A 26331-nucleotide genomic window follows, 5' to 3' on the forward strand; every position below is an offset into this window, starting at 1 on the left:
CGTAGTAGTCGCAGCTGGCCCATTCGAAGGTGTGGCATTCGAGTTCGAAGCCAAAGCGTGCTGCGGCGGCCTGTACCGCGCGCAGGCCTTCGGGCATCACTTCCTTGCCTATGCCGTCTCCGGCGATCAGGGCAATCTGGTACTTTTTCTGCTGCTGGGTCACTGGGTAGGTCCTTCCGGGAGGGGTGGGCTGAAAAGGGTTTTCGGCCTCAATGGTGTGATTGTTTCAAACGCCAGCAAAAACTACAATCTGGCAACCGTGGCTTCATTCTTCACTAATTGTGCATAAACATCCCGCCGCTGAGGACCTGCGCGTTTTTACGGCGGTGGTGCGCAAGTCCAGCTTTGGGGGTGCCGCCACCGAGCTGGGCACATCCCCCGCCTACGTGAGCAAGCGCATCCGCCTGCTGGAGCTGGATCTGCAGGTCAAGCTGCTGCACCGCACCACGCGGCGGGTGGCGGTGACGGAGGAGGGTGAGCGTGTTTTCCATTGGGCACAGCGCATCCTCGACGACATGGAACAGCTGCTGCAGGAGGTGGCCGTCACGCGCAGTGAGCCGCGCGGGCTGCTGCGCGTGAGCAGCAGCTTTGGTTTTGGGCGGCAGATCGTGGCGCCTGCGGTGTCGCGCCTGGTGGAGCGGCATCCGGGCCTGCAGGTGCGGCTCGAAGTGTTCGACCGGCTGGTGGACGTGGCGGGCGAAGGGTTTGACCTGGACGTGCGTGTGGGCGACGAGATTGCCCCACACCTGATCGCACGCCGCCTGGCCGACAACCACCGTGTGTTGTGTGCGGCGCCCGCCTACCTGGCGCGCAAAGGCATGCCCCGTGTGGTGGCCGATCTGGCCGCACACGACTGCCTGGTGATCAAGGAGCGCGACCACCCGTTTGGCGTGTGGCGCCTGCGCAGCGGCGCGCAGGAAGAGTCGGTGAAAGTGCGTGGCCCGCTGTCGGCCAACAACGGCGAGATGGCCGTGCAGTGGGCGGTGGATGGGCGCGGCGTGGTGCTGCGCTCGCTGTGGGATGTGGGTGCGCACCTGCAGGCCGGGCGCCTGGTGCAGGTGCTGCCGCAGTGGCAGCAGGAGGCCAATGTGTGGGCCGTGTACCCCACACGGCTGGAGCGGTCGGCGAAGGTGCGCGTCTGCGTGGAGTTTCTGCAGGAGCACTTTAGCGCCGGGGGGATGGCTCCGGCGGCGGGAAGTGACGGCGCTAGTGAAAACGGTGCGGTTTGAAGTAAAAATAGCCGCCAGCGCTTATCTGGTAAGCGCAAGCAGCTATCAAAATGATATTGACCGCCACGCAGGCCGCCGTGTGGCGTTATCGAGGTTCTGGCCGTCGGTGGATCAGCCTGCCAGCGTGGCCTTCACCGCTGCCGACACCTGGCCCATGTCGGCCTTGCCCGCCAGGCGGGTCTTGACCACGCCCATGACCTTGCCCATGTCGCCAGGGCCAGCGGCGCCCAGTTCGGCCACGATGGCTTTCACGGCGGCCAGGGTTTCTTCGGCGGACATGCGCTCGGGCAGGTAGGCCTGCAGCACCACGAGTTCCGACTTCTCCTTGTCGGCCAGGTCCTGGCGCGCTGCCTGCTCGAAGGCCGCGATGGAGTCCTTGCGCTGCTTGATCAGCTTGTCCACGATGGCGACCACGGCCACATCGTCCAGGACCACGCGCTCATCCACTTCTTTTTGCTTGAGTGCAGCCAGCAGCAGGCGGATGGTACCCAGGCGCTCGCTGTCCTTGGCGCGCATGGCGGTCTTCATGTCTTCGGTGATCTGGTCCTTGAGGCTCATGAGGGCTTCCTTTTTATGGTCAGGCTGAGACAAAGGGTCTGCCAAAAGGCTTTCTGGCTAGGCGTCAACGCCGCAGGCAGTAGTGTTGCTACGACAAGGCGTTGCAACGACGCCAGAAAGCCTTTTGGCAGACCCGAAAAAACAAAAACCCGCGCTTGGCGTCCCTAGCGCGGGTTTTGGGACCCAAGCGAACAAGGCTTGGGGCCGAAGATCAGTACATCTTCTTGGGCAGTTGCATGCTGCGAACGCGCTTGTAGTGGCGCTTCACGGCGGCTGCCTTCTTGCGCTTGCGCTCGGCGGTGGGCTTTTCGTAGAACTCACGGGCGCGCAGGTCGGTCAGCAGGCCGAGCTTTTCAATGGTGCGCTTGAAGCGGCGCAGTGCAACGTCAAAGGGTTCGTTTTCTTTTACGCGGATCGTAGTCATTAGCTAATGGTTTTCCAAAATGTTGCTCGCAGAGGGGCTTGGGGAGATCGGGCCTCAAGTCCGTACAAAGCGGTTTCCCCGTCTGTAACTAGTATTTGGCCGACGGGGCATTGCCAGCAAAGCCGGAGATTATAGCCTTTGTGGCGTGAATGGGAAGCACCCCCGGTGCAGCTTCGCGGCTTCTCCTTCTCTCGCTGCGCGGGAGGAGGACGCCGCCGGCGGCCTGGCAAAGGCAGTTCCACGGTGGCACTGGCCAGGGGCTTGCCAGTCTTACCGGGTGTCGGCAGTCTCAATGACTGCGCATCCCTGCATCCGTGGCTGGGAAGTCAGTAAATGGCGTGGAAATTGCTTCACGTTGTAACAATCATTTTCCACCATCGGTGGGCTGCCCAGGTCATCCGCCCGGGCAGGCCTTCGCCGCAGACACCATGGCATTCATGCACCGCGTATCGGGTTGGCTGGGCCGCCTCAGTGTGGGCCGCAAGCTCATGCTCATCTATCTGCTGGACCTGTCGGCGGTGATCTATGTGTCCAGCATCCTGATCCACGAAAAGTACGTGGCCATCGATTTCACGCGCAAGGAAATCGTCGGCACCACGTATGCGGCGGTGCTGCGCGACGGGCTCATGGGGCAGTTTCTGGATGCGTCCCAGCAGCCGCCGCTGGCGGCCGAAGTGATTGCACGGCTGACGGAGGTGCGCAAGGCCCATGACGAGCAGTTGCGCACGCAGGAAGTGGGCGAACGCTTCAGCACCGTGCTGGAGCAGCTGGCCTCCCAGCCGCCGTCTGCAACGGATGCGCAGGTTCTGACCGGCATGCGCAGCCAGCTGCTGCGCGAGGGCCGTGAGTTGCTCACCACGGTGGGCAACCAGTCCAACCTGATCCTGGACCCGGACCTGGACAGCTACTACGGCATGTCGCTGGTGGTGCTGCGTTTTCCGGAGTTGCTCCAGGCGGTGCACGACACGGTGGTGTTTTTGAACGCGGCGCAGACCGGGCGCGGGCCGCAGTGGTCCTTTGATTTGCTCACGCTCGTGGGGCGGCTGGACGCGGTGATGCAGGGTATCGAGTCGGACTACAACCAGGCGTTCATCGCGGGCTCGCCCGAGATGCGGGCGGCCCTGGGGGGGCAGCGCGAAGCGCTGAAGGCCTCGCTGGAGGGGTTTCAGGCCTTGCTGCAGGGTGTGGCAGCCGGGGAGTCGCGCCTGACGCTGGCCCAGGTGGGCGCGCAGCAGGCGCAGGTGCTGGGCGCCCTGCGCGATGCCTGGGGCGTGGGCATCACCGACCTGGAGCGGCTGCTGAACCGCCGCGTGGACGGGCTTTATGCCCGCATGTGGCTGCACCTGGGCACCGCGCTGGTGCTGCTGGGCTGCATCCTTTCTCTGGTGACGTTGGTGGCCCGGCAGATCGCCAAGCCGCTGCAGCAGCTGGCGCGGGTGGCCGACCAGGTGCGCCAAAGCGGCGACCACACCCTGCGCGCGCACTGGTCGAGCCGCGACGAGATCGGCCGCCTGGTCACGGCTTTCAACGAGATGCTGTCTCAGCTCGACCGCGACCGCCTGCTGCAGCAGGAGCTGGCCGCCAGCGCCCGCGCCGCGGAGGCGCAGCGCGAGCTGGTGGAGGCGTTCCCGATCCCGATGGTCGTCACCTCGGTGCCCGAGCACGAGGTGCTGCATTCCAACGCCCCGGCGGCCCACTGGCTGGGTGGCCGCAAGACCGACCCCTGGGCCGTGGGGCTGGAGCCTGGCGTGCGGGCGCGCTTCTTCCAGCGCCTGGCGGACCAGGGCTCGGTGGATGAATTCGAGGTGCGCTGGAAGGGCAGCACCGAGCCTTCGTGGGCCGTGCTGTCGGCGCGGCGGCTGCAGTTCCAGGGGCGCGACGCGGTGCTCACGGCGTTCACGCCGATCAACGTGCTCAAGGTCATGGAGCAGCGGCTGGAGCTGTGGGCCAAGGTGTTCGAGGCTTCGTCCGAGGGCATCATCATCATGAACGCCGAGCAGCAGATCATCAGCGTGAACAAGGCCTTTTGCCGCAGCACGCACTACGACTTCTACGAGGTCATCGGCGAGGACCTGGGCTTCTTGCTGGAAGAGGCGGGCGGCGAGCCGCTGTCGGCGCAGATCAGCCGCACCATGCTCGACAAGGAGTCCTGGCAGGGCGAGGTGCGTTTTCGCCGCCGCTCGCGCGAGACCTACCCGGCCTGGCTCATGGTGTCTGCGGTGCGCGAGACCAAGGGTGGCGCGGTGGCCAACCACATCGGCATCGCCATCGACATCACCGACCGCAAGCGCAGCGAAGAGCGCATCCAGTTCCTGGCGCACCATGACGTGCTGACCGAGCTGCCCAACCGCTCGCTGTGTGTGCAGCGCCTGCAAATGGCGCTGGCGCAGGCGCCGATCACCGGTGAAAAGGTGGCCGTTCTGTTTATCGACCTGGACCGCTTCAAGGCCATCAACGACACGCTGGGCCACCACATCGGCGACGGCCTGCTGCGCTCGGTGGCCGGGCGCCTCACGCAGGCCGTGCGCAGCCGCGACACCGTCAGCCGCCTGGGCGGCGACGAGTTCGTGGTGGTCATGCGCGATGTGGCAGGGCGCGAGGACGTGCAGCAGCTGGTGGAGCGGCGGCTGATCCCGCTCATCCGCCAGAGCCACCCGGTGGAAGGGCACGAGCTGAACGTGTCGTGCAGCGTCGGCATCGCCGTCTACCCCGAGGACGGCAGCGACATCGACGAGCTCATGCGCCGCGCCGACGCAGCCATGTACGAGGCCAAGACCACGGGCCGCGACATGGCGCTGTTCTATTCGGCCGAGACCGACCAGCGCGCGCTGGCGCGCCAGACCCTGGAGCAGCAGCTGCGCCGCGCACTGGAGCGCCAGGAACTGAGCCTGCACTACCAGCCGCGCCTGGCCGCCAAGGGCGGCAGCCTGCTGGGCGTGGAGGCCCTGCTGCGCTGGAGCAGCCCCACCCTGGGCAACGTACCGCCCAGCGAATTCATCCCCATTGCCGAGGAGACCGGCATGATCCGCGCGATCGGCGGCTGGGTGCTGCAGCAGGCCTGTGAGCAATGGGCGCGCTGGCAGGCGCCGCTGGCGGGCCATCCAGCACGTGCGCTGGCCCATCCGCTGGCGAATGTCTCCATCTCGGTCAACCTCTCGGCCGCGCAGCTGGCCGACCCGGTGCTGGTGACGGACATCGAGGCGCTGCTGGCGCGCACCGGCATGCCGGCCCACCGGCTGGAGCTGGAAATCACCGAATCGCAGCTGATGGACAACGCCCACGCGGCCGAGCAGCAACTGGCCGCGCTCAAGTCGCTGGGTGTGCAGCTGTCCATCGACGACTTTGGCACCGGGTATTCGAGCCTGGCCTACCTCAAGCGTTTTGACATCGACCGGCTCAAGGTGGACAAGTCCTTCGTACACGACATGCTGAGCAACCCCGCCGACATGGCGATCACGCGCGCCATCATCGCCCTGGGCCACACGCTGGGCCTCAAGATCGTGGCCGAGGGCGTGGAAGACCTGGCCACGGCGCAGGTGCTGAGCGCGCTGGATTGCGAGGAACTGCAGGGCTACCACTTCAGCCGCCCGCTGCCGCCCGAGGCGCTGCACGCCTGGGCCCTGGAGCACGGCGTGCTCCAGCGTGCGTCGGGGCGTGGAGCGGGCTCTGGCACCACCCAGCCAGCGCCGCTGTGGGGCTGAAGCCTGTCTGGCGGGGGCGTTGTCAGTGGCCTGCGGCCTGCGGCAGCGCCTGTGCGCAGGCATGGGCGCTGGCCCAGGCCCACTGAAAGTTGTAGCCCCCCAGCCAGCCCGTCACATCGACCACTTCGCCAATGAAATACAGGCCTGGCTGCGTCTTGCACTCCATGGTCTGCTGCGACAGCACCCGCGTGTCCACACCGCCCAGCGTGACCTCGGCCTTCTTGTAGCCCTCGGTGCCGGTGGGCGTCAGCTCCCAGCGCGCCAGCTGTTCGGCCAGCCGCGCCAGGGCCTTGTCGCTGGCCTCGTTGATGGGGCGCTGCCAGTCGGGCTCGCGCTGGGCCCAGGCATCGGCCAGGCGGCTCGGGACCAGGGTGGCCAGCTCGTTGGCAATCAGCTTGCGCGAGCGGGCTTTGCCCTGCGCCAGCGCAGCCGGTAGATCGACGGTGGGCGCGAGGTCGATGGCCAGCGGCGTACCTTCCTGCCAGTAGCTGGAGATCTGCAGCACTGCGGGGCCCGAGAGGCCGCGGTGGGTGAACAGCAGATCCTCGTCGAAGACCATGCGGTTCTTCTTGGAGCCGGTGCTGATCTGCACCGGCACTGCCAGCCCGGCCAACTGCGCATACGGCGCCCAGAGAGCGCCATCAAAGGTCATCGGCACGAGGCCGGGGCGGCGCTCGATGAGTGGGATGTTGAACTGCTGCGCCAGGCGGTAGCCAAAGTCGGTCGCACCGATCTTGGGAATGGACAACCCACCCGTGGCGACGACCAGCGAGCGCGCCCGCACCGGGCCTCGGTCAGTATCAATTTGATAGCTGCAAGCGCCTGATGGATCAGCGCCAGGGGCTGAAAACGCTATGTTTTTGACCGCACAAGGCTGCCAATGCGTCACCTGGCCCGCCGCGCACTCGGCCAGCAGCATGGCAATGATGTCCTCGGCCGAGCGGTCGGCAAACAGCTGGCCCTTGTGTTTTTCGTGGAACGCAATGCCGTGTTTTTGTACCAGCGCAACGAAGTCGGCGGGTGTGTAGCGCGACAGCGCCGAGCGGCAGAACTGCGGGTTCTGCCCCACAAAATGTTTGTGGGGCGCGGCAGGGTCCAGGTCGCGGTTGGTGAAGTTGCAGCGCCCGCCGCCCGAGATGCGGATCTTCTCGGCCACCTTCTCGGCATGGTCGATCAGCAATACCTTCAGGCCCCGCTGGCCCGCCTGGGCGGCGCAGAACAGGCCGGCGGCACCGGCGCCGATGATGACGGCGTCAAAAACAGAGGGGGTGTGGGGCACAGTAATGAACAGGCAGCGGTGGCGGGGCCGCCATTGTCGCCGCAGCGTTCATCGGGGCGATCACGCCGTCATTGCCGGTACACCCCGCCGGAGCCCACCACCGCAATGTCCACAAAATTCGAGCCGTGGTGGTTCTGTGCGCTGAACTGGTAGCTGTAGCCGCCCAGGTCGAGGTTGCCCAGGCCTTCCATGGCCTGGACCAGGCTGGCCCGGGTGACGCCGGGCCCTGCCGCGCGCAGGCCTTCAATGAGCACGCGCGCATCCATGTAGCCGGTATAGCGGTCGTAGTCCACGGGCTTGTCGTGGCGCTTCATGGATGCCTGGAATTCGCGCGTGAGTGCAATCGTGGGCTTGCTCGGCGATGGGCCGGTGCGCGCTACGGCCAGGCCGCGCGCATCGTCGCCCAGCGCCTTGAGCACCGCCGTGCCCGCGCCCAGAGACAGGGTGTAGACCGGCACGCCCAGGTTCGCACGGTTGGCGCGTACATAGGCCACCACGGGCGGGCCCGCCGCCACCAGCAGCACGGCTTGTGGTTTCTGGGCGGCCAGGGCCTTGGCGGCTTCGTTGGCGTCTTCCCCGGTCGGGGCGAGGGCATGCGAGCCGGCCAGCGTCGCGCCCTCGGCGGCAAGGGTCTTTTCGACCAGTGGCAAAAGCAGCTTGCCAAAGTCATTGTTCTCGTAGGCCACGGCGATGCGTGCACTTTGCACGGCCACCAGGTTGCGCACAATTTTCACCAGCTCATCGGCGTAGCTGGCCCGGGTGGTGAACAGATAGGGGTGCTGCTGTGCCCGGATGGCGGGGCTGCCGGTGTACACCGAGATCAGCGGCAGCCTGGCTTGCGCCAGGTAGGGCAGCAGCGCCATCACCTGAGACGTGCCGGACACGCCAAACAGGGCCAGCACACCCTCTTTTTCGCTCAGCTGCTTGGCGTTCTCCAGCGTGCGGCGTGGATCGAACCCATCGTCCAGCGACACCAGCCGGACCTTGCGCCCGCCGATGCCGCCCTTGGCGTTGGCGTCTTCCACCGCGGCATCCTGTCCTTCATGGATGGGCGCGAGAAAAGGGGCCATGCCACCCGACAACGCGGTAGACCGGCCAATGAGAATGTCGCCCTTGCCTGGAGCGGGTTGTGCTCTGGCGGACAGGCTGGCGAGGGCCGCACCGCCTGCCAGCGCCAGCACGAGACTGCGGCGGCGCGCCAGGGAAAGCAGCTGGCTAGTGGGCAGGGCAACGTGGGTCTTCATCAAACAGCTCCTCCTGGTGTCGGCCACCGTGGCCACAAGGTGCGGCGATGGTAGGAGGGCGGTGGCTGCGCACCCACCGGGTTTTTACCGGGGCTGCGTCAAGTTAGGGACAGGCGCCTATCCCTATCCCTTGCGCAGGAGCGGAAACCTGGACGGCTGTCCAAAGCCATGGGGCACGCAGCCGCTTCGCACGCCGTGCTTCGTGGGCCAGGGCCCGGTGTGATCGCGGAGGCGGCGGGCAGGTTGTGCGCGGCGCGTTAGCATGTGGCATCCACCCGCCAAGGACTGCTCCATGAAACCGATCCACTGTGCCGCCTGCGCCCTGGCGCTGGGCTTTCTGGCCCCGGCGTGGGCCATCAACAAATGTACGGACGCCAATGGCAAGGTGTCGTTCCAGGACGAGCCCTGCGCGGGCCAGGGCGAGAAGATCGAGGTACGGCCTGCCATGCAGGGCGCCAGTCCCGTTCAGCCCGGCCCCTCCACCGCAAAGGAAGGCGCCTTCGGCGCAACCTGGCAGCGCAAGCACTATCTGCAGAACCAGGGCGTGCCCCAGGCGCGCGCGGCCGTCGAGCGCAACCAGCAGGAATGCGCTGCAATGGCACCGGATACCGCAGTGGCCCATGCGGGCCCGCTGCGGCGCAGCACCCTGGCGTCAGGCTCCCAGTTCGCGCAGGAGCGTGCGGCCGGGGCCGACAAGGACAAGGCCGCGTGTGAGGCGCGAACCAACGAGCTGCGCAACCAGCTGAAGTCGCTCGAAGCCGAACTCGGCAAGCTGTAATGCTTCGGGCGGGCCTACCTCAGCCCTTCCAGGTGAACGGAAACTTGAACTGCTTCACAAACCCGTTGGGCACATAGTCGCCCAGCACGCCGTAGTGTTCGGGCCAGAGCTTGGTGCTTTTCACGGCGGTGCCAAAGAGGTAGTCAAGGAAGGCAAAGTGCGCGGCGTAGTTCTTGTCCAGCGCCTCCTGGTCCTGGCTGTGGTGCCAGTGGTGGAAGTTGGGCGTGACCAGCACGTAGCGCAGCGGGCCCAGGCGCACGCTCACGTTGGCGTGGTTGAACACGGCCTGGAAGCCGACGATGACGATGTAGGCGTCGATCACTTCCTTGGAAAAACCCAGCACGTAGATGGGGGCCAGCACCAGCGTGCGCGTGATGATCAGCTCCAGGATGTGCTGGCGCGATCCCGCCATCCAGTCCATGCTCTTGACGCTGTGGTGCACGGCGTGCAGGCGCCACAACACCGGTACCTCGTGGTAGGCACGGTGGGTCCAGTACTGCACCAGGTCGGCCACCAGCACGATGAGGAACAGCGCCACCCAGAAGTTCAGGCCCTGCACCCAGCCGCGAATACCGTCGTTGGCCGCCCAGCCAAAAAACCGGTGCACGATGAGGTTGGTGGCCAGCAGCACGAAGCCCACCACCATGTGGTTCACGATGAAATGGTGGAAGTCCGTCTGCCACTCGGCGCGGAAGATGGGCTGGTCCTTGCGCAGCGCGAACAGCTTCTCGATGAAGATGAAGATCAGGGAGCTGCCCAGCAGGTCGAGGATGAACCAGTCCAGGCCGATGTACGGGGTGTTGTCGGGGAAGTTCGGGTCCACCTCGACTTTGTGGCCGCCCAGGAACGCCGCCAGCGCCACCATGGCAAAGGCAAACGTGGCCAGCCAGCGCGAGCGGTTGAAGAGGATGTTGACGAGGGAGATGCCCCCTGCGATGGCCATGGCGGTCAGCATGATGTAGCGGATCACCGTTACGTCGTAGCTCTTGCGCAGTTGTGGCGTGGTCAGGTATTCGGGGAAGTGGAAGGCCAGCACGCCCAGAAAACACAGGATGGCCAGCGTGAGCGCAATCACGCCGGACACGAGGCCCCGCCCGCGCCGCAGCGCGCCATGGCTTTCGGTGAATTCATTGAGTTTGTCGATTTCGAGCATGCTTTCCCCTCTGGCCTCCCGGCCTGCTTGGCTTTTTGATGGGCCGTGATCTGGCTTGTGTGGCGCGAGTGTAGCGGCCTGCGGCGTTGTGCCTGCAACACGGTGGAGCCCTAAAATCGTGGCATGAACATCCCTTCACACCAACTCAGCATGACGGTGCTGATGTCTCCCGACATGGCCAATTTCTCCGGCAATGTGCACGGCGGGGCCATTCTCAAGCTGCTGGACCAGGTGGCCTATTCGTGCGCAAGCCGCTATTCGGCCTGCTATGTGGTGACACTGAGCGTAGACCAGGTGATGTTCCTGCAGCCCATCCATGTGGGGGAGCTGGTGACCTTCCTGGCCAGCGTGAACTACACCGGTTCCTCGTCGATGGAGGTCGGCATCAAGGTGGTGGCCGAAGACATCCGCTCGCAGGTGGTGCGGCATGTGAACAGCTGCTTCTTCACGATGGTGGCCGTGGACGAGGCGCGCAAGCCGGTGCAGGTGCCGCCGCTGTCGCCTTCCACGCCCGACGAACGCCGCCGCTGGGATGCGGCACTGCTGCGCAAGTCCTTGCGCAAGGAGCTGGCGGAGCGTTTCAGGCAGGTGCGCGAGACCGCTGGCGGGTAGGCCGGGAACCCGGAACAAAAAAGGGCCCCTGCATGGCAGGAGCCCTTGTTCAATGGGGGAAAAAGTTGCTTAGCGCGCGGCGCAGAAACCGAATTCGGCCGCTGCCCCGGGGGCGAGGGTCTTGTTCCAGTCCACACCGGACGCGTTCAGGTTGCTGCCCGCCTGCGACCAGGTGGCATTCCACAGGTTGTTGACGGTGCCGCTCACGGGGATGGTGATGGCCCAGTTGCCCGCGGCATTGCCCTGGTTGGTGACCCGAACCCGCTGGCAATAGCCTGAGTTCCAGACGCTGTCCATCATCTCCTGCACCGAGAAACCGCCGGCAGGCGTTGGCGTGGTGGGCGTGGTTGGGGTCGTGGGAGTGGTTGGTGTTGTCGGGGTGGTGGGCGTCGTGCCATCGCCCCAGAGCCGCTGCAGCAGCTGGACCTTGTCGGTGCGCACGGTGGTCCAGTCGTCATCCAGAATGCCGCCGGTGTCGCCACTGTTGGGGTTCCACGACCAGTAGAAGCCGCTGCGCATGCCCTTGCCGACCATGTAGTCCACCAGCGCGTTCTGCCACAACACGTCGCGCGCATCGCCACGGCCAAACTTGCCGCCGAACTCGCCCAGCATCACGGCATAGCCCGCCTGCACGAACTGGCCGAAATGCTGGTCCCAGATCGCCGGCATGTTGCTCGGGAAGTTGGAGGCGTTGAAGTAGGGCTGTACATAGACATCGGGCCCATAGGTGTGCGGCGCCAGCAGCAGGCGGTTGGCCGGAATGTTCAGGGGCGTGCAGGCCAGGGGTTCCAGGTTGCCACCCCAGAAGTGCGCGTTGCCGCCCGAGCAGCTGGGGTTCTCGCCGATGCCTTCCACGGCGATCAGCCACTGAGGCGCCACTTGCAGCACGGCCGCTGCGGCGCGCTCGGCCGCGCGGTTCCAGTCCGTGGCGTTGTTGCCGGTGCCCCAGGTGGCCGCGCCGTGGGGTTCGTTCTTGATGTCCAGGCCGATCACGCCGGGTACGCCTGCGTAGCGCTGCGCCACAAAGGTCAGGTCGCTGATCCACTGCTGCTCGCTGTAGCCGGGGGTGTACCAGAGTTCACTGATGGTCTGGCAATCGGGGGTGTGGTGGTCCAGCAGCACATACATGCCACGGTTGCTCAGCTCGCTGACGACCTTGTCCATCACCTGGATGGCTGACAGGCCCTGCAGGTCGGTATTGCGGCTGTAGTCGATGCTGTCGGGCGGGGCCGAGCCGTGCAGGGTGGCGGGGCAAAACGGCAGGCGCACGGCATTGAAGCCCTGGGCCTGCATCTGCGTGATCATGTCGGTCCAGTTGCGTGCCCACAGGCCATGCACCACGTGGTTGTTGGTCTCAAAGCCAAACCAGTTCACGCCGCGCAGCTGGATGGCCTTGCCTGCACCGTCCAGCACCTTGCCTGCATTGATTTCGTAGCTCCAGGCCATGCTGGTGCTTGCCAGCAGGCAACCGGCCAACGCCAGGCTCTTGCACAGGGTGGTGATCTTCATGGCTTACGCGTCTCCCGAAAGTGTTGTGTGTCTGGCGTGAAAAAGGGGCGGGTCCGCTGCAGCCGGGCCACCGCCTGTCCGTGGTCGGAGTGTGGGCGCTCTGCCCATCCGCCACCGTTTCCAATGGCTGTCAATTGTAAGTGCCTGTTGCACCCTTTTCAGGCTGCGCCACGGCTGCGTCCGGCCAGCGACACCGCCTGCAGCGAAAGTCCGTCGATTTCGTTGGTGATGCCGGAAAGTACGTTCGCCACCACGGCGAATTCCCGCCCGTGCTGGCCTGCGCGGGCCGCCATGACCTGGGCATTGAAGCTGACCACCTTGGCCTCGCGGGCCACCGTCTGGATCGACGCCACAATGCCTGCCAGCTCCTTCATGAGGGTTTCGGACTTCGCCTTGCCCACCTGGTCGAACACCGTGGTGGCGGTATTGAGCGCCTCCAGCACACTGTCGGTGGTTTGTACGAGCTGGTCCAGCACTTCCTCGACGCGTGGGCTGCGGCGTTCCGTGAAGTCCAGCGCGGTGCCTACCTGTTGTGCAAAGGCGTCGATGGTGGCGCCCACGCCGCTGGGGCCTTGGTACACCTTGCGGATGCGGTCGGCATCGGCGGTATCAAGGTGGCGCGGCGTATCTACCAACGTGGCCTGGCTGGTGGTGAACAGTGCCAGCGTGCTGCGTGCTGCTTTCAGATGCAGGTCGCTGCCGCCCGCTGCCAGCACGGTCTGCAGCACCATGCGTTGGGACAGCATGCGCTGGCGCGCTGCGAGGTTGACCAGCGACATCTCGTTGTCGCGGGGTGCCGATGACGGGGCCACGGAGGGGGTGAAGGGCGCTGGAGCGGTGCCGGTGCGTGGGGAAAGGGAATAGGCTGCCATGGGGGTCCTTTCGCGCATTGCATTCAGATACATGTTTCAAGCAATACCCGGGCCAATGTGCTGGATGCGTGTTGCAAAAAAGGGAGTTTTCTGTGCTTGCCGCGCGTCTCTGTGGCGGCGCTAGGCGGGGCAGTACAAGTGCCTCGTCGCAAAGGGGCAAGCAAGGCCTGCTCCGGCCAACAAGCGTGGGAAGCGGGCCAGGGTGCACCGGCATGGCGCGCACCCCGTGCACCAGAGTTGCCGGTACGTCGGGAGGCCCTGCCTTGCGGGGTTCTACACGGCGCGCCGCGCCAGCGGGGCGTCAGCGGCGGCATCCTGCGATGTCAGGGCCACGCCGCGCACCACATCGCCCACCACGATCACCGACGGGCTGGCCAGCCCGTCGCGCGTGATGGTGGCGTGCAGCGCACCCAGGGTGGTGACCGCATGCCGCTGGTGTGGCAGGCTGGCGTGCTGGATGATGGCCACGGGTGTGCTGGCGGGCAGGCCGGTGAGCAGTTCCTGCTCGATGGTGGCAGCGCCACTCACGCCCATGTAGATCACCAGCGTGAGCTTGGCGTCGCGGGCCGTGGCGGCCAGCTGGCGCCAGTCGGTGCCCGCGTCGCCGGGCTTGGCGTGGCCGGTGACAAACACCACGCCGTGGGCATGCTCACGGTGGGTGAGCGGTGCGCCCAGCGAGGTCAGGCCCGCCAGGCCCGCCGTGATGCCGTTGACCACAGTGACGGGCACACCGGCGGCGCGCAGGTGCTCCACTTCTTCACCACCACGGCCAAAGATGAACGGATCGCCACCCTTGAGGCGTACTACGTTCTCGCCTTCGTTCACCGCCATCAGCATCAGCTTTTCAATGAAGGCCTGGGGGGTGCTCTTGCAGCCGCCACGCTTGCCCACGTAGATGATGCGGGCCGTGGGGGATGCGTGTGCCACGATGGCATCGCTCACCAGGTCATCCACCAGCAGCACGGTGGCCGCCTGGATGGCCTTGAGCGCCTTGATAGTCAGCAGCTCTGGGTCGCCCGGGCCTGCGCCGACCAGCGTGCAGCTGCCGCCGGTGCCCAGGTGGGGTGTGGAGGGGGGCAGGGTGGTGGTGGGCGTGGGGCGGCTCATGGGGATGTCTCCGAAACTGTTTGATCGGCAAGTCGCAAGATATGTTCCACCTGCCGTTTGATGGCCGGCGGGATCGGCAACTCGCCGGCCATCACGCGGCGCGTGTAGGCCGCCGTGGTGGCTACATCGATCTCTGCAGGCAGGCCGGGCACCTCGCTGGCCGTGCCAGGCTGCTGGGATTCCAGCACCTGGTGCACGCCGCGCACAAAACCGTCGTAGCGGGGCGTGCGGCGGGGGTCGGTGGCGACCTCGCCTTCCAGGCCGCGCGAGAGCAGTGCTGTCATGCCCAGCGTGCCGAACGTGGTTTGCAGCATCTCGAAGTATTCGGGATGGGTGTAGGCAGTGACCACGACCGAGGGCCCTGCGCACGGGCTCATCAGCTTGACCACGCTGTGCCCCGGGTTGCGCAGGCCTACCACCTCGCGCACCGACAGCAGGCGCGCCAGGCCCGCGTGCAGGTGTTGGGTGTGGATGTGGCGCACTGTGCCATTTGCTATCTTTTCAGGAGCTGTTAGCGCAGGTATATCCAGCGCTAGCAGCACATCCGATGCCAAAATGCGGCGCGCCTCGGTGCGCATGCCGTGCAGCAGCACGGGCAGGCCCTCACGTGCCAGCAGCAGGGCCAGCAGCGGCGTCAGCACCGGCAGCTTGCGCGCACCGTTGTAGCTGGGCAGCACGATGAGCGGGCGGTCGGTGGCGGGCAGCAGGGCCAGGCGCTGGTGCGTGGCATCGAGAAAGCCGCACATCTCCTCCGAGGTCTCGCCCTTGATGCGCATGGCCAGGCAAAAGGCGCCGATCTCCAGGTCGCTCACCTGACCATCCAGCACCTGGCCGAACAGATCCGTGGCCTGCTCACGCGTGAGCGGCTTGGCGCCGCGTGCGCCACGGCCGATCTCTTTGATGTACTGGCTAATGCCCATGGTCTTTTTTTGGCGGGATCGGTGAAACAGGGCTCCAGCGTCGTTATCTCGGCTTGCCGTACGCAAGTACTGTCTGCGCCGAGATGCCTAGCTGGAGCCCTGTTGCACCAATCCTGGTGTCTTGGGGGATATGCTCGCTATTTTCCTGCAACCTAGAGAACTTTTCGTTATATGGCGGCCTGCGCCAGGGGTTTGGACGCCAATGGACCGGTGGCGCGCACCATGCGCTTGAGTTCGGGCAGGCACGAGCCGCAGTTGGTGCCGCAGCGCAGCTTGCCCTGCAGCTGGGCCAGGCGGTCGTCGTCGGTGCCGTGGCAGCGCGCCAGCTCGGCGGTGATGGCGGTGTCCGTCACGTTGAAGCAGGTGCACACCGATTTGCCGCGCGACTGCACGGCCACGGGTGCCTTGGCGCCGGGCACCAGCAGCAGGCGGCCATAAGTTTGCGCGGGCAGCTCTTCCTGCAGCAGGGTCTTGAGCCAGCCCTCGGCGCTGGTGTCGCCTGCCAGCACGATGCCTTCGAGAGTGGTGGTGTCACCGTGGCGTGCCAGCCGTGCGGCGCGGCGCTGGCCGCGTTTTTTGTCGGCGTAGCGCAGCGTGTCGGTGGTGGCCAGTCCCATCAGGGCTTCGATGCGTTCCACCGTGGCGTCCGGCGGGGCTTCGTGCGCGGCGGCGCGCAGCAGCACACCCACGCGCTCGCGCCCGGGTTCGCCCAGCGGCGTATTGTTGCTGAAGGGCACACAACTGGCAAACGGAAACTGCGCCATCAGTGCGGACAGCGCTTCGCGCGTGGCCTGGGCGCTGCTGGAGGGCAGCCAGGCCATGGCCAGCAGCGTCCAGGGCAGCTCGGCCTTGAGGACCTTGATGGCCGCGTGCTTGAGCTCGGGCTGCTTGGACGTGGGGCAGTAGGCCGAGGTGGTGAGCGCGTTCACGCCTGCCAAGCGCTCGCCGGTGGACGAGCAGCCGCTCAAGAACTCGCTGCCCCAGTGCATGGCCATGAACGCCTGCGACAGGCCCACGGTGGTGTCGGCCTGCGCGGGCACCACGATGGTGCCGCGCTTGCTCGTCACGTAGACCAGGTCGCCGTTCTTCAGGCCGCGCCGCTCCATGTCCTGCGGGTGCAGCTGCACGCTGGGCTCGGCCACATGGCCAAACAGGCGGCCCAGGGTGCCGGTGCGCGTCATGCCGTGCCACTGGTCGCGCAGGCGGCCCGTGGTCAGGCTGAAGGGGTAGCGCGATTCGCGTTGTTCGGCCGTAGGCAACCAGGCGTGTGCTGCAAAACGTGCGCGGCCATCGGCGGTGGGGAAGATGCCGTCTTCGTACAGGCGGGCCTTGCCGGTGGTGGTGCCTTCAGGCAGCGGCCACTGCTGGGGGCCTGCAGATTCGAGCATGTCCCACGACAGACCGGTGATGTCCAGGTCGCGTCCGCGGGTGCTCTCGCGGTGCTCGTTCCATACGGTTTCGGCGCCCGCATCGGCGGCGTCCGTGGTGTAGGGGAACAGCGTGGGTTGGCCGGGCCGCAGGCGGGCCTCCAGCTGGTGCGCAAACTGCACCGCAATGGCCCAGTCGTGGCGCGCCTCGCCGGGGGCGGGCACTGCAGAGCGCACGCGCGAGATGCGGCGTTCGCTGTTGGTCACCGTGCCAGTCTTCTCGCCCCAGGTGGTGGCAGGTAGCAGCAGGTCGGCATAGGCACAGGTGGCGGCGGTGGCAAAGGCCTCCTGCACCACCACGAACTCGGCGCGCTGCAGTGCGCGGCGCACGGTGGCCTGGTCTGGCATGCTCTGCGCGGGGTTGGTGCAGGCAATCCACAGGGCCTTGATCTCGCCGTCGGCAGCGGCCTGGAACATCTCCACCGCTGTCTTTCCGGGCTTGCTGGGCACATCGGCCACGCCCCACAGCGCGGCCACTTCGGCGCGGTGCTGCGGGTTGGTCAGGTCGCGGTGGGCGGTCAGCAAATTGGCCAGGCCCCCCACTTCGCGGCCGCCCATGGCGTTGGGCTGGCCCGTCAGGCTGAACGGGCCTGCGCCGGGCTTGCCGATCTGCGCGGTGGCCAGGTGCAGGTTGATGAGCGCTGCGTTCTTGGCCGTGCCGCTGCTGCTCTGGTTGAGGCCCTGGCAGTACAGGCTCAACGTAGCCTTGGACGTGGCAAACCACTTGGCGGCGGTGGTCAGGTCGGCCACCGAAATGCCACACACCTGGGCCACACGGTCGGGCGTGGCTTCGCGCACCAGGGCCTTGAGTTCGTCAAAGCCCGTGGTGTGCGCGCCGATGTAGGCGGCGTCGATCCAGCCTTCCCACAGCATGATGTGCAGCATGCCGTTGAACAGCATCACGTCGCTGCCCGGCTGGATAGGCAGGAACAGGTCAGCCATGCCGGCCGTGTCGGTGCGGCGCGGGTCGGCCACGATGACCTTCATGCCGGGGTTGGCGGCGCGTGCGTCTTCGATGCGGCGGAACAAGATGGGGTGCGCCCAGGCTGCATTGCTGCCCACGATGAACAGGCACTGCGCGTGTTTCACGTCGTCGTAGCAGGCGGGGGGCGCGTCGGCGCCCAGCGTCTGCTTGTAGCCCGCCACGGCGCTGCTCATGCACAGGCGCGAGTTGGTGTCGATGTTGTTGGTGCCGATCAGGCCCTTGGCGAGCTTGTTGAAGACGTAGTAGTCCTCGGTCAGCAACTGGCCGCTCACGTAAAAGCCCACGGCGTCGGGGCCGTGCTGCTGGATGGTGTGGGCAAACTTCTCGGTGGCCAGGCCCAGGGCCGCGTCCCATGAGATGGCGCGTGGAGCATCGCTGCGTTGCAGACGTTGCTGCGGCTGCAGCAGCCGGGTCTGCAGCGTGATGGGGCTGCTGGCGGTGAGGTGCAGGGTCGAGCCCTTGGTGCACAGGCGGCCAAAGTTGGCGGGGTGGTTTGGGTCGCCCCGCACCCCAGTGATCTGGGGGCCGTCGCTTTCGATGATCACGCCGCAGCCTACGCCACAGTAGGGGCAGGTGGATTTGGTTTCTTGCATGGCGTGGATTCCAGATATTTTTGGACTCCAGCGCTTGTTGATAAAGCGCTGGCAGCTATTTATTTGATAGCGTTGGTGGTCGATGGGCCTTTGGACCTGCGGACAGAGGGCGCGGGGCGGGTGTTCAGGCCGCCAGGCCGCGCCGCACCGGCCCTGCCAGGGGCCGTGCCAGATCGAGCGCATGCGAATCCAGCTCCAGTGCATCCAGGTACACCGCGCCATCTTCCACCTTCACGGCGAACTTGGGCGTGCAGCCTTCGTCGGGCGCGGACGCCTGCCCGTCGCACAGGCCGATGGTCCAGTTGTGCAGCGGGCAGGCTACGTGGGTGCCAAACACGATGCCCTGCGACAGCGGGCCGCCCTTGTGCGGGCAGCGGTCCAGCAGCGCGAACACGCCCCCGGCGTCGTTGCGGAACACGGCCACATCCAGGCCCTGGGGGCGCGCCACGCGGCGCGAGCCCAGCTCGGGGATGTCCTCCACGCGGCAGATCAGCTTCCATTGCGGGGTGTGGGTCGTGGTCATCGCGGTTCCTTCGGTGTCTTGGGATGTTGTGGGGGAGCCTGCCAGGGTTTTCGTGGAGCGGCTCGTTATTTGTTGGGGCTTGTGGCAGCTTCTCAGGCCGCGAGCGCCGCGTACATGCCAGTCACGCGGTCCATGCTGGAGAGCAGGTTCTCGCTGGCCACGAACACCTCGGCCACTTGGCGGTTCACGTTGCCACCACCCTGCATGCGCTGCAGCGCGGCGTCAAAAAACACCCACTGCCCGTCGGCCAGCTGCAGTTCCTGGCGGATGCGGTTGGTGGCCTGGGGGGCGTTGCGCAGCAGCTCGGTGGCTGCGATGAATTCGCCGCGGGCCTTGGCGATCTCGGTGGTGGCGGTGGCCGCGTCCACGGGCAGCATGGCGGCCAGGTAGAACTTGGCCATGCGCTGGCTCAGCATGCGCTGGCGGCCCGCAACATTGACCAGCTGGCCCACGGGCTTGCCCAGGGCAGCTTCGTACTGCGTGGTGCCCTGATGGGCCAGGGCCAGCACCTTGGCATCGGCCTGCAGCATGGCACTGGCGTTGTCGGTGGACGAGGTTTCGGCCGCCAGCGTGACCTTGTGGGCGGCCCACGCGGTCTCCAGCTTCAGATAGGTCTCGCGGATGGCGGGCGAAGGCGCAAAGGCCTTGAGCTCTGCCAGCTGGCGCTCGAACAGTGCCATGGACTGGTCCAGTACCTGGCGCGCCGTGGGCGTGTCGGCCTTGTGGGACAGGGCCAGCCAGGCCTTGCCCACACGCTGGCTCAGCATGCGCTGGCGCCCGGCCTTGTTGATGGCGTCGTTGAGGTCGCTGATCTGGGCGTGGGCGTTGCCCAGCGGGGCCAGGGCGCTGCACGCGGCGGTGCAGCTGGCGGCGGTCAGGAGGGTTCTGCGGTGCATGGTGGGGTTCTTTAGGGGCTCGGACGATCAGGTGCCCATCAGGCGCCCAAGGGGGCAAACTGGCGCGTGTCCACGGCCGCCTTGTCAAATTCAAACCAGGGATCGGGCTCGCCGTCCAGCGCAAACTGCAGCTGCTCCCACAGCGCCTTGCGGCCTTCGTGGTCGTCGAGGATGCGCTTTTTCACGTAGTCCAGCCCCACGCGGTCCACGTAGTGCACGGTGCGCTCCAGGTACCAGCCTTCCTGGCGGTACAGCTCGCAGAAAGCGCCGGTGTACTCCAGCACTTCTTCCGACGTCTTGAGCTTGGTGAAGAAGTGCGCCACCTCGGTCTTGATGCCGCCGTTGCCGGCCACGTACATCTCCCAGCCCGAGTCCACGCCGATGATGCCCACGTCCTTGATGCCGGCCTCGGCGCAATTGCGCGGGCAGCCCGACACCGCGAACTTCACCTTGTGCGGCGCGTACATGCGCCACATGGCGCGCTCCAGGTCCTTGCCCATCTGCGTGCTGTCCTGGGTGCCCATGCGGCACCACTCGCTGCCCACGCAGGTCTTCACGGTGCGCAGGGCCTTGGCGTAGGCGTGGCCGCTGGGCATGCCGATGTCCTTCCACACGTTGACCAGGTCTTCCTTCTTCACGCCCAGCAAATCGATGCGCTGGCCGCCCGTGACCTTGACGGTAGGGATCTTGTATTTGTCTACCGCATCGGCAATGCGGCGCAGTTCGTCGGCTGTGGTCTCCCCGCCCCACATGCGCGGGATGACGCTGTAGGTGCCGTCTTTCTGGATGTTGGCATGGCTGCGTTCGTTGATGAAGCGGCTTTGCGGGTCGTCCTTGGCCTCTTTGGGCCAGGTGCTGATGAGGTAGTAGTTGACCGCAGGGCGGCAGCTGGCGCAGCCGTTGGGCGTCTTCCATTCCATGAACTTGAACACATCGGCGATGGTCACCAGCTTGCTGCTGCGGATCGCGTCGCGCACGGCCTGGTGGCCGTGGTCGGTGCAGCCGCACATGGCCTTGGTCTTGGGCGTGGCGCTGTAGTCGCCGCCCGCTGTGAACATGATGATCTGCTCCACCAGCCCGGTGCACGAGCCGCAGGAGGCGCTGGCCTTGGTGTGCTTGCGCACTTCATCCAGCGTGAACAGGCCTTTTTCCTTGATGGCCTTGCAGATGGCACCCTTGGTCACGCCGTTGCAGCCGCAGACCTCGTCGCTGTCTTGCATGGCGGCGGCCTTGCTCTGGCCCTGGTGGCCCGTGTCGCCCAAGTGCGATTCGCCGAACATGAGCTTGTCGCGCAGGTCGGTCACGCTGCGACCGTCGCGCAGCAGCTTGAAGTACCAGCTGCCGTCCACCGTGTCGCCATACAGGCAGGCGCCCACCAGCTTGTCGTCCTTGATGACGAGCTTCTTGTACACGCCGCCAAAGGGGTCGCTCATCACGATTTCCTCGGTGCCTTCACCGCCCTGGAAGTCGCCGGCCGAGAACAAGTCGATACCGGTGACCTTGAGCTTGGTGGAGGTCAGCGAGCCCTGGTAGCGGCCGATGCCGAACTCGGCCAGGTGGTTGGCCAGCACCTTGCCCTGCTCGAACAGCGGGGCCACCAGGCCATAGGCGATGCCCCGGTGCGCGGCGCATTCGCCCACGGCGTAGATGCGTGCGTCGGTAGTGGTCTGCAGCGTGTCGCTCACCACAATGCCGCGGTTCACGTGCAGGCGCATCTTTTCAGCCAGCGCTGTGTTGGGACGGATGCCCACGGCCATCACCACGAGGTCGGCGGGCACCTCGGTGCCATCCTTGAACTTGATGCCCGCCACGCGCCCGTCGGCGTTGCCCACGAGTTCCTGCGTTTGCGCACCGATCAAAAACTGCATGCCGCGCTGCTGCAGCGAGTCCTGCAGCATCTTGCCCGCCACATCGTCCAGCTGACGTTCCATGAGCCACGGCGCCACGTGCACCACGGTGACCTGCATGCCGCGTTTCATGAGGCCGTTGGCAGCCTCCAGGCCCAAGAGGCCGCCGCCGATGACCACGGCATGTTTGTAGGTAGCTGCGGCGTCGATCATCGCCTGGGTGTCGGCAATGTCGCGGTAGGCCAGCACACCCTTCAAGTCCTTGCCCGGCACGGGCAGGATGAAGGGGTTGGAGCCAGTGGCCATGATCAGGCGGTCGTATTCGGCGGTGATCACGTCGCCTGCGGCACTGGTCGCGCTGACCACGCGGCGCACACGGTCCACGTCGGTCACCGTAAAACCGGTGTGCAGCGTGATGTGGTTGTCGGCATACCAGGACCAATCGTTCAGAATGATCTCGTCGATGGTCTGCTCGCCGGCCAGCACGGGCGAGAGCAGGATGCGGTTGTAGTTGGGGTGCGGCTCGGCACCGAACACCGTGATGTCGTACAGATCGGGGGCAATCTTGAGCAGCTCTTCCAGCGTGCGCACACCGGCCATGCCGTTTCCTACCATCACCAGCTTGAGCTTTTTCATCGTGACTCCGTCGGTTCTATCGCCTGGGCGATTCGAAAAACAAAAAAGGCGTCCACACGATGCTGCTTCGACTTTCATTCGAAACCGCATGTGCGGACGCCTTCGTCCGTACAACCCATCAGTGCGCCATTGCACGGGTGAATTGCGTGACCTCGTGAGGTCGTTGCTGGGGTTAAGCAATGCTTGTGCCAGTCGGTTTGCACTGATGTGGGGCGGCTTTTGGGGGGTGAAGGGGGCTGTGTGCGGGTGGGCGGTGCAGGGCTGCCCCGGCGCCGCGCAGCGGCCGTGGGTGTGCGCCCTGGCCTGGCGCGGCGCGCACCACCTTGGGCACGGAACCTGCATGGAGCTGGTGCATGAGTTTTGAACTGGATTTCGGCCACGCCTCGCAGGCTGGGCGCAACGAGCTGAACGAGGACTTCGCCGCGCTGGTGCAGGGCCAGGGACGCGACCGCGAGCGCGGCGCGATTGCCGCCATTGCCGATGGCGTGAGCACCGGAGGCAATGGCCGCGAGGCTGCGCAGACCTCGGTGAACACGCTGGTGAACGACTACTTCGCCACGCCCGACACCTGGGACACCACGGTGGCGCTGGACCGCATCCTGTCCGCCCACAACGGCTGGCTTGCCTCCATGAACCGGCGGCGCCAGCCTGCGGTGGGGCTGACCACGCTGACCGCGCTGGTGCTGTGCGGCCAGTCGTACACGCTGGCCCACGTGGGCGACACGCGGGCCTACCTGGTGCGCGACGGCCGCCTGCAGCAACTGACCACCGACCACGTCATGTCGCAGCGCGACTTTGCCCACCAGCTCACCCGCGCCATGGGCCTGGATGACCATGTGGTGGTGGACTACAGCCAGGGCGAACTGCGCAGCGGCGACCTGTTTGTGCTGCTGTCGGACGGCGTGCACGGCAGCCTGCCCGAGCGCGAACTGCGCCAGCTGCTGCGCCAGGACGTGGCGGCCCAGGCGCTCTGTGACGAGCTGGCGCAGGCCGCGCTGCGCCGTGGCAGCAGCGACAACGTGACTGCGCTGGTGGTGCGGGTGCAGGGCGCGCTGGAGGCCACACTGCAGGACGAATCCCGCCGCGCGCAGGATCTGCCCGTGCTGCCCCTGCTCAAGGTGGGCGACACCGTGGATGGCCTCACGGTGACGGCCCTGGTGGCCGACAGTGGCATCCACCGCATCTACCAGGTGCGCGACGGGGCCACGCAGCGGCTGTATGCGCTCAAGACCCTGCTGCCCGCGCGTGCCCACGACGTGGAAGAGCGCGCCACGCTGGCGCACGAGGCCTGGGTGGCGCGGCGCATGCAGTCGGGCCAGGCCGCAGCCCATCTGGCGCGGCTCAACGACTGGCCATTGGGCGCCACTGGCACGGGCGATGGCGCGGGGGCCAGCGCGTTTTACCTGCTGTACGACTGGCATTCCGGCGACACGCTGGGGCAGCGCCTGCGCCACCGCCAGCACCTGGCCGTGGGGCAGGCCGTGACGGTGACCGTGCAGGCCGCGCGCGTGCTGGGCTGGCTGCACCGCCAGGGCGTGGTGCACCGCGACATCAAGCCCGACAACCTGCACCTGGGCGACGACGGTGTGCTACGCGTGCTGGACCTGGGTGTGGCCCTCTCCGGCCGCGAACCCGAGGCCACCCGCCGCCTGCACGCGGGCACCCCCAGCTACATGAACCCCGAGCAGTGGCCGGGCTACGAACGCAACGGAGACCCGTCCGGCCAGTTGCCCGATGCGGGCAGCGACCTGTTTGCGCTGGGTGTCACGCTGTACCAGCTGCTCAGCCAGGGGCGCCTGCCTTATGGCGAAGTGGTGCAGTACCAGCTGGGCCGCTACCACCGCGACCCCGTGGCCCCCAGCCGCCACAACCCGGGCGTTCCCATCTGGCTCGACCAGATCGCCTTGAAGGCCGTGGCCCGCAACCGCACGCAGCGCTTCGAAACGGCGGAGGAGCTGCTGCTGGCCCTGGAGCGTGGCGCTTCGCGCCCCTTGTCGGCCTCCGGCCCGCAGCCGCTGATGCAGCGCGACGCCACCGCCTTGTGGAAGATCGCGCTTGCGGTGAGCGTGCTGGTGAATCTGCTGCTGATCTACTGGTTGCTGTTCCTGCCCCGGTAAGGGCCGGTGGTGGTGATTTGCTACTGAAAATATAGCTGATAGCGCTTATGGGATAAGCGCTGGGTCCTGTTTTTGCTTGATTTCAGAGTGCCGAGGTGGTGCGCGGTCTCTGAAACCGGCGCGGCCCCCGCCGGGATGCCGGGCGGGGGCCGTTCGCGCGGTCCATGCCCCCACGCCAGAGGGGCAGGCAGGAAGCCGCAACGCCTCAGGAAGAAGTCCTGGCCCGTCCGCCGCGTTCGGCCCAGGTCCGCGTCCAGCGGATCTGCATCACGCGCAGCAGCAGCAGCATGGCCAGTGCACACACTGCGATGCCCACAAAGCCCCACAGGTACGTGCCGGTGTACTGGCGCGAAATGCCCATGCCGTTGGGGATAAGGCCACCGCCCAGCGCGCCGATCTCGCCGATCATCGAGCCCGCCACCGCCGTGGTCAGTGGCCAGCGCAACGGCACCAGCTGGAACAGTGCGCCGTTGCCAGCGCCCAGCGCTGCAAAACACACCAGGAACAGCAGCATGGTGATGGGCAGTGAGTTCTCTGCCAGGCCGCACAGCACCATGCTCACGGCCGTGATGGCGAGCACACCCGTCAGTGTGTTGACGCCGCCCCAGTGGTCCGACAGCCAGCCGCCAAACACGCGCAAGGCCGCGCCCAGAAAGGCCGCCATCATCGTGAGCTGGCCTGCCTGCACCTTGCTCACGCTGAACTGGTCGTAGAAATAGCTGGGCAAAAAGGCGGTGAGGCCGATGAAGCCGCCAAACGTCACGGCGTAGATCAGGCTGAAGGCCCAGCCGTCCTTTTCGAACAGGCAGGCAATGTGTTCACGAAAGCTGCTGTGGGCCGCAAGGTCTGGAGGCTCTTTGGCGTAGATGGCCATCACCAGCGCGGGGATGGCCACGCTCACGGCGGCAAAACCATACACGGCCTGCCAACCGAACTTTTGCGCCAGCGCGGGCGCCAGCAGGGCGGCCACCGCCGTACCCACGTTGCCGGCACCCACGATGCCCATGGCCAGGCCCTTGTAGCGCGGCGGAAACGAGCCCGAGCCCAGCGACAGCGCCACACCAAAGCTGGCTCCCGCCACGCCCAGCAGAATGCCCATGGCCAGCAGGTCGTTGTAGGTGTGCACGAACAGGAAACCGTAGCCCATGGCCAGGAAGATGCCCGCCATCTCGACCAGCGTGGCGTTCTTGCGGCCGATGTACTGCGCCAGGATGCCCAGCGGAAAACGCATGAGCGCACCCGCAAAGATGGGGATGGACAGCATCATGCCCATCTGCGTCGGCGTGAGCTGGAAGGCCTCGCGGATGAAAGGTGCCATCGCGCCGTTGATCACCCAGATTGCGCACGAGAAGCCGAAATAGAGGAACGACGACCACAGCGTGGGGGCGTGGCCTGACTTGAGAAATTCTCGAAATTGAAGCATGGCGATCTTGCGCAAAGAGGCTGCTGTGCTGTTGCCAGCACACCCGCAGCCGGGCAGAAAACAAAAAGACGCCAACACGGGCTCTGCGGGCTTGGTTGTTTGCCAGCCCCAGCACACCCCATGAAGACGCCAACGTCTTGTTCGCCCAATCCGCCGTTGCACCGGGCTGTCACGCAGCCTGCGTTGGCTGCGCAGGTGATCAAGCAATGGTTATGCCAGCGCCTGTGGGTATGGATTTTGGAAAGGAAACGGGCCCTTGCGCTTATCTGTTATCGATTATTTGCTATACAAATCATAGTAATTGGCGGACAAGCCCCTGGAATGGTGCGTGGCTGCGTGGAGGATGGGCATGGTATTGGTGCGGTGCACCATGTTGGTGATGTGTGGCGGGCGCGTCCGCCATGCGCATTCAGTGTTTCCCTATTGCCAATCCTGGGCCTAGCATGGCAACGGCTTTTTTAGTTGAATGGCCGCGTGCTCCGGGCGAGCGCAAGGCAC

Annotated in this window: 19 protein-coding genes and 1 pseudogene; 5 read left to right on the top strand and 15 right to left on the bottom strand. The window is 66.1% G+C overall.

The annotated features are described in order from the left end of the window. Positions 1-163, bottom strand: a pseudogene (locus tag IB243_RS26085) (tartrate dehydrogenase); the annotation flags it as partial. A 118-nt stretch (positions 164-281) separates the two neighbouring features. Between IB243_RS26085 and IB243_RS26090 the strand changes: the two are divergent. Next, a complete protein-coding gene (locus tag IB243_RS26090) occupies positions 282-1229 on the top strand; it encodes a LysR substrate-binding domain-containing protein (protein ID WP_192430002.1) in 948 nt (315 codons plus the stop codon). Between the two features lie 111 nt (positions 1230-1340). Here the strand turns inward: IB243_RS26090 and IB243_RS26095 are convergent, their stop codons facing one another. Then, positions 1341-1787 carry a GatB/YqeY domain-containing protein gene (locus tag IB243_RS26095; protein WP_192430003.1) on the bottom strand — a complete coding sequence of 149 codons (447 nt, stop codon included), beginning with the start codon at positions 1785-1787 and terminating at the stop codon, positions 1341-1343. A 211-nt stretch (positions 1788-1998) separates the two neighbouring features. Further along, on the bottom strand, positions 1999-2211 hold the full coding sequence (gene rpsU / locus IB243_RS26100; protein WP_005799779.1) for a 30S ribosomal protein S21: 213 nt from the start codon (positions 2209-2211) through the stop codon (positions 1999-2001). 428 nt (positions 2212-2639) lie between these two features. Between rpsU and IB243_RS26105 the strand changes: the two genes are divergently transcribed. Then, positions 2640-5912 (top strand): EAL domain-containing protein, encoded by a 3273-nt coding sequence (locus IB243_RS26105; protein WP_192430004.1) that lies wholly within the window; start codon positions 2640-2642, stop codon positions 5910-5912. 22 nt (positions 5913-5934) lie between these two features. Here the strand turns inward: IB243_RS26105 and IB243_RS26110 are convergent, their stop codons facing one another. Next, a complete protein-coding gene (locus IB243_RS26110; RefSeq protein ID WP_192430005.1) occupies positions 5935-7191 on the bottom strand; it encodes an NAD(P)/FAD-dependent oxidoreductase in 1257 nt (418 codons plus the stop codon). Positions 7192-7259: 68 nt separating this feature from the next. Then, on the bottom strand, positions 7260-8435 hold the full coding sequence (locus IB243_RS26115; RefSeq protein ID WP_192430006.1) for an ABC transporter substrate-binding protein: 1176 nt from the start codon (positions 8433-8435) through the stop codon (positions 7260-7262). 292 nt (positions 8436-8727) lie between these two features. On the opposite strand from IB243_RS26115, the gene IB243_RS26120 reads away from it, so the two are divergent. Then, positions 8728-9213, top strand: a complete 486-nt coding sequence (locus IB243_RS26120; protein WP_010459982.1) for a DUF4124 domain-containing protein — start codon at positions 8728-8730, stop codon at positions 9211-9213. A 19-nt stretch (positions 9214-9232) separates the two neighbouring features. On the opposite strand, the gene IB243_RS26125 is transcribed toward IB243_RS26120, so the two are convergent. After that, positions 9233-10366: a sterol desaturase family protein gene (locus IB243_RS26125; RefSeq protein ID WP_010459984.1), complete on the bottom strand. Its 1134-nt coding sequence runs from the start codon at positions 10364-10366 to the stop codon at positions 9233-9235. A gap of 123 nt (positions 10367-10489) precedes the next feature. Here IB243_RS26125 and IB243_RS26130 point away from each other — a divergent pair, with 123 nt between their 5' ends. Beyond that, positions 10490-10978 carry an acyl-CoA thioesterase gene (locus IB243_RS26130; protein WP_010459986.1) on the top strand — a complete coding sequence of 163 codons (489 nt, stop codon included), beginning with the start codon at positions 10490-10492 and terminating at the stop codon, positions 10976-10978. Positions 10979-11047: 69 nt separating this feature from the next. Here the strand turns inward: IB243_RS26130 and IB243_RS26135 are convergent, their stop codons facing one another. From IB243_RS26135 to nirB, 8 genes are all read right to left on the bottom strand, one after another. After that, positions 11048-12487 (bottom strand): cellulase family glycosylhydrolase, encoded by a 1440-nt coding sequence (locus tag IB243_RS26135; protein WP_192430007.1) that lies wholly within the window; start codon positions 12485-12487, stop codon positions 11048-11050. Between the two features lie 158 nt (positions 12488-12645). After that, positions 12646-13359 carry a type IV pili methyl-accepting chemotaxis transducer N-terminal domain-containing protein gene (locus tag IB243_RS26140; protein WP_192430008.1) on the bottom strand — a complete coding sequence of 238 codons (714 nt, stop codon included), beginning with the start codon at positions 13357-13359 and terminating at the stop codon, positions 12646-12648. Positions 13360-13632: 273 nt separating this feature from the next. Then, a complete protein-coding gene (cobA, locus tag IB243_RS26145) occupies positions 13633-14466 on the bottom strand; it encodes a uroporphyrinogen-III C-methyltransferase (protein ID WP_192430009.1) in 834 nt (277 codons plus the stop codon). Continuing rightward, the gene (ybiB, locus tag IB243_RS26150) at positions 14463-15386 is read right to left on the bottom strand and encodes a DNA-binding protein YbiB (RefSeq protein WP_057270766.1); all 924 of its coding nucleotides are present in this window, start codon (positions 15384-15386) and stop codon (positions 14463-14465) included. Before ybiB ends, cobA begins: the two co-directional genes overlap by 4 nt. A 167-nt stretch (positions 15387-15553) precedes the next feature. Further along, positions 15554-18391, bottom strand: a complete 2838-nt coding sequence (locus IB243_RS26155; RefSeq protein WP_192430010.1) for a nitrate reductase — start codon at positions 18389-18391, stop codon at positions 15554-15556. Between the two features lie 124 nt (positions 18392-18515). Continuing rightward, the gene (gene nirD / locus IB243_RS26160) at positions 18516-18914 is read right to left on the bottom strand and encodes a nitrite reductase small subunit NirD (RefSeq protein WP_010459998.1); all 399 of its coding nucleotides are present in this window, start codon (positions 18912-18914) and stop codon (positions 18516-18518) included. Between the two features lie 92 nt (positions 18915-19006). Further along, the gene (locus tag IB243_RS26165) at positions 19007-19810 is read right to left on the bottom strand and encodes a type IV pili methyl-accepting chemotaxis transducer N-terminal domain-containing protein (protein WP_192430011.1); all 804 of its coding nucleotides are present in this window, start codon (positions 19808-19810) and stop codon (positions 19007-19009) included. A 38-nt stretch (positions 19811-19848) separates the two neighbouring features. After that, the gene (gene nirB, locus IB243_RS26170; RefSeq protein ID WP_192430012.1) at positions 19849-22293 is read right to left on the bottom strand and encodes a nitrite reductase large subunit NirB; all 2445 of its coding nucleotides are present in this window, start codon (positions 22291-22293) and stop codon (positions 19849-19851) included. A 353-nt stretch (positions 22294-22646) separates the two neighbouring features. Between nirB and IB243_RS26175 the strand changes: the two genes are divergently transcribed. After that, positions 22647-24410 (top strand): bifunctional protein-serine/threonine kinase/phosphatase, encoded by a 1764-nt coding sequence (locus IB243_RS26175; protein ID WP_192430013.1) that lies wholly within the window; start codon positions 22647-22649, stop codon positions 24408-24410. Positions 24411-24615: 205 nt separating this feature from the next. Here IB243_RS26175 and IB243_RS26180 read toward each other — a convergent pair whose 3' ends face one another. Continuing rightward, positions 24616-25833 carry a nitrate/nitrite transporter gene (locus IB243_RS26180; protein ID WP_029413424.1) on the bottom strand — a complete coding sequence of 406 codons (1218 nt, stop codon included), beginning with the start codon at positions 25831-25833 and terminating at the stop codon, positions 24616-24618. Positions 25834-26331 lie beyond the last annotated feature (498 nt).

The organism is Acidovorax sp. ACV01 (assembly GCF_014851495.1).
GTDB lineage: Bacteria > Pseudomonadota > Gammaproteobacteria > Burkholderiales > Burkholderiaceae_C > Acidovorax > Acidovorax radicis.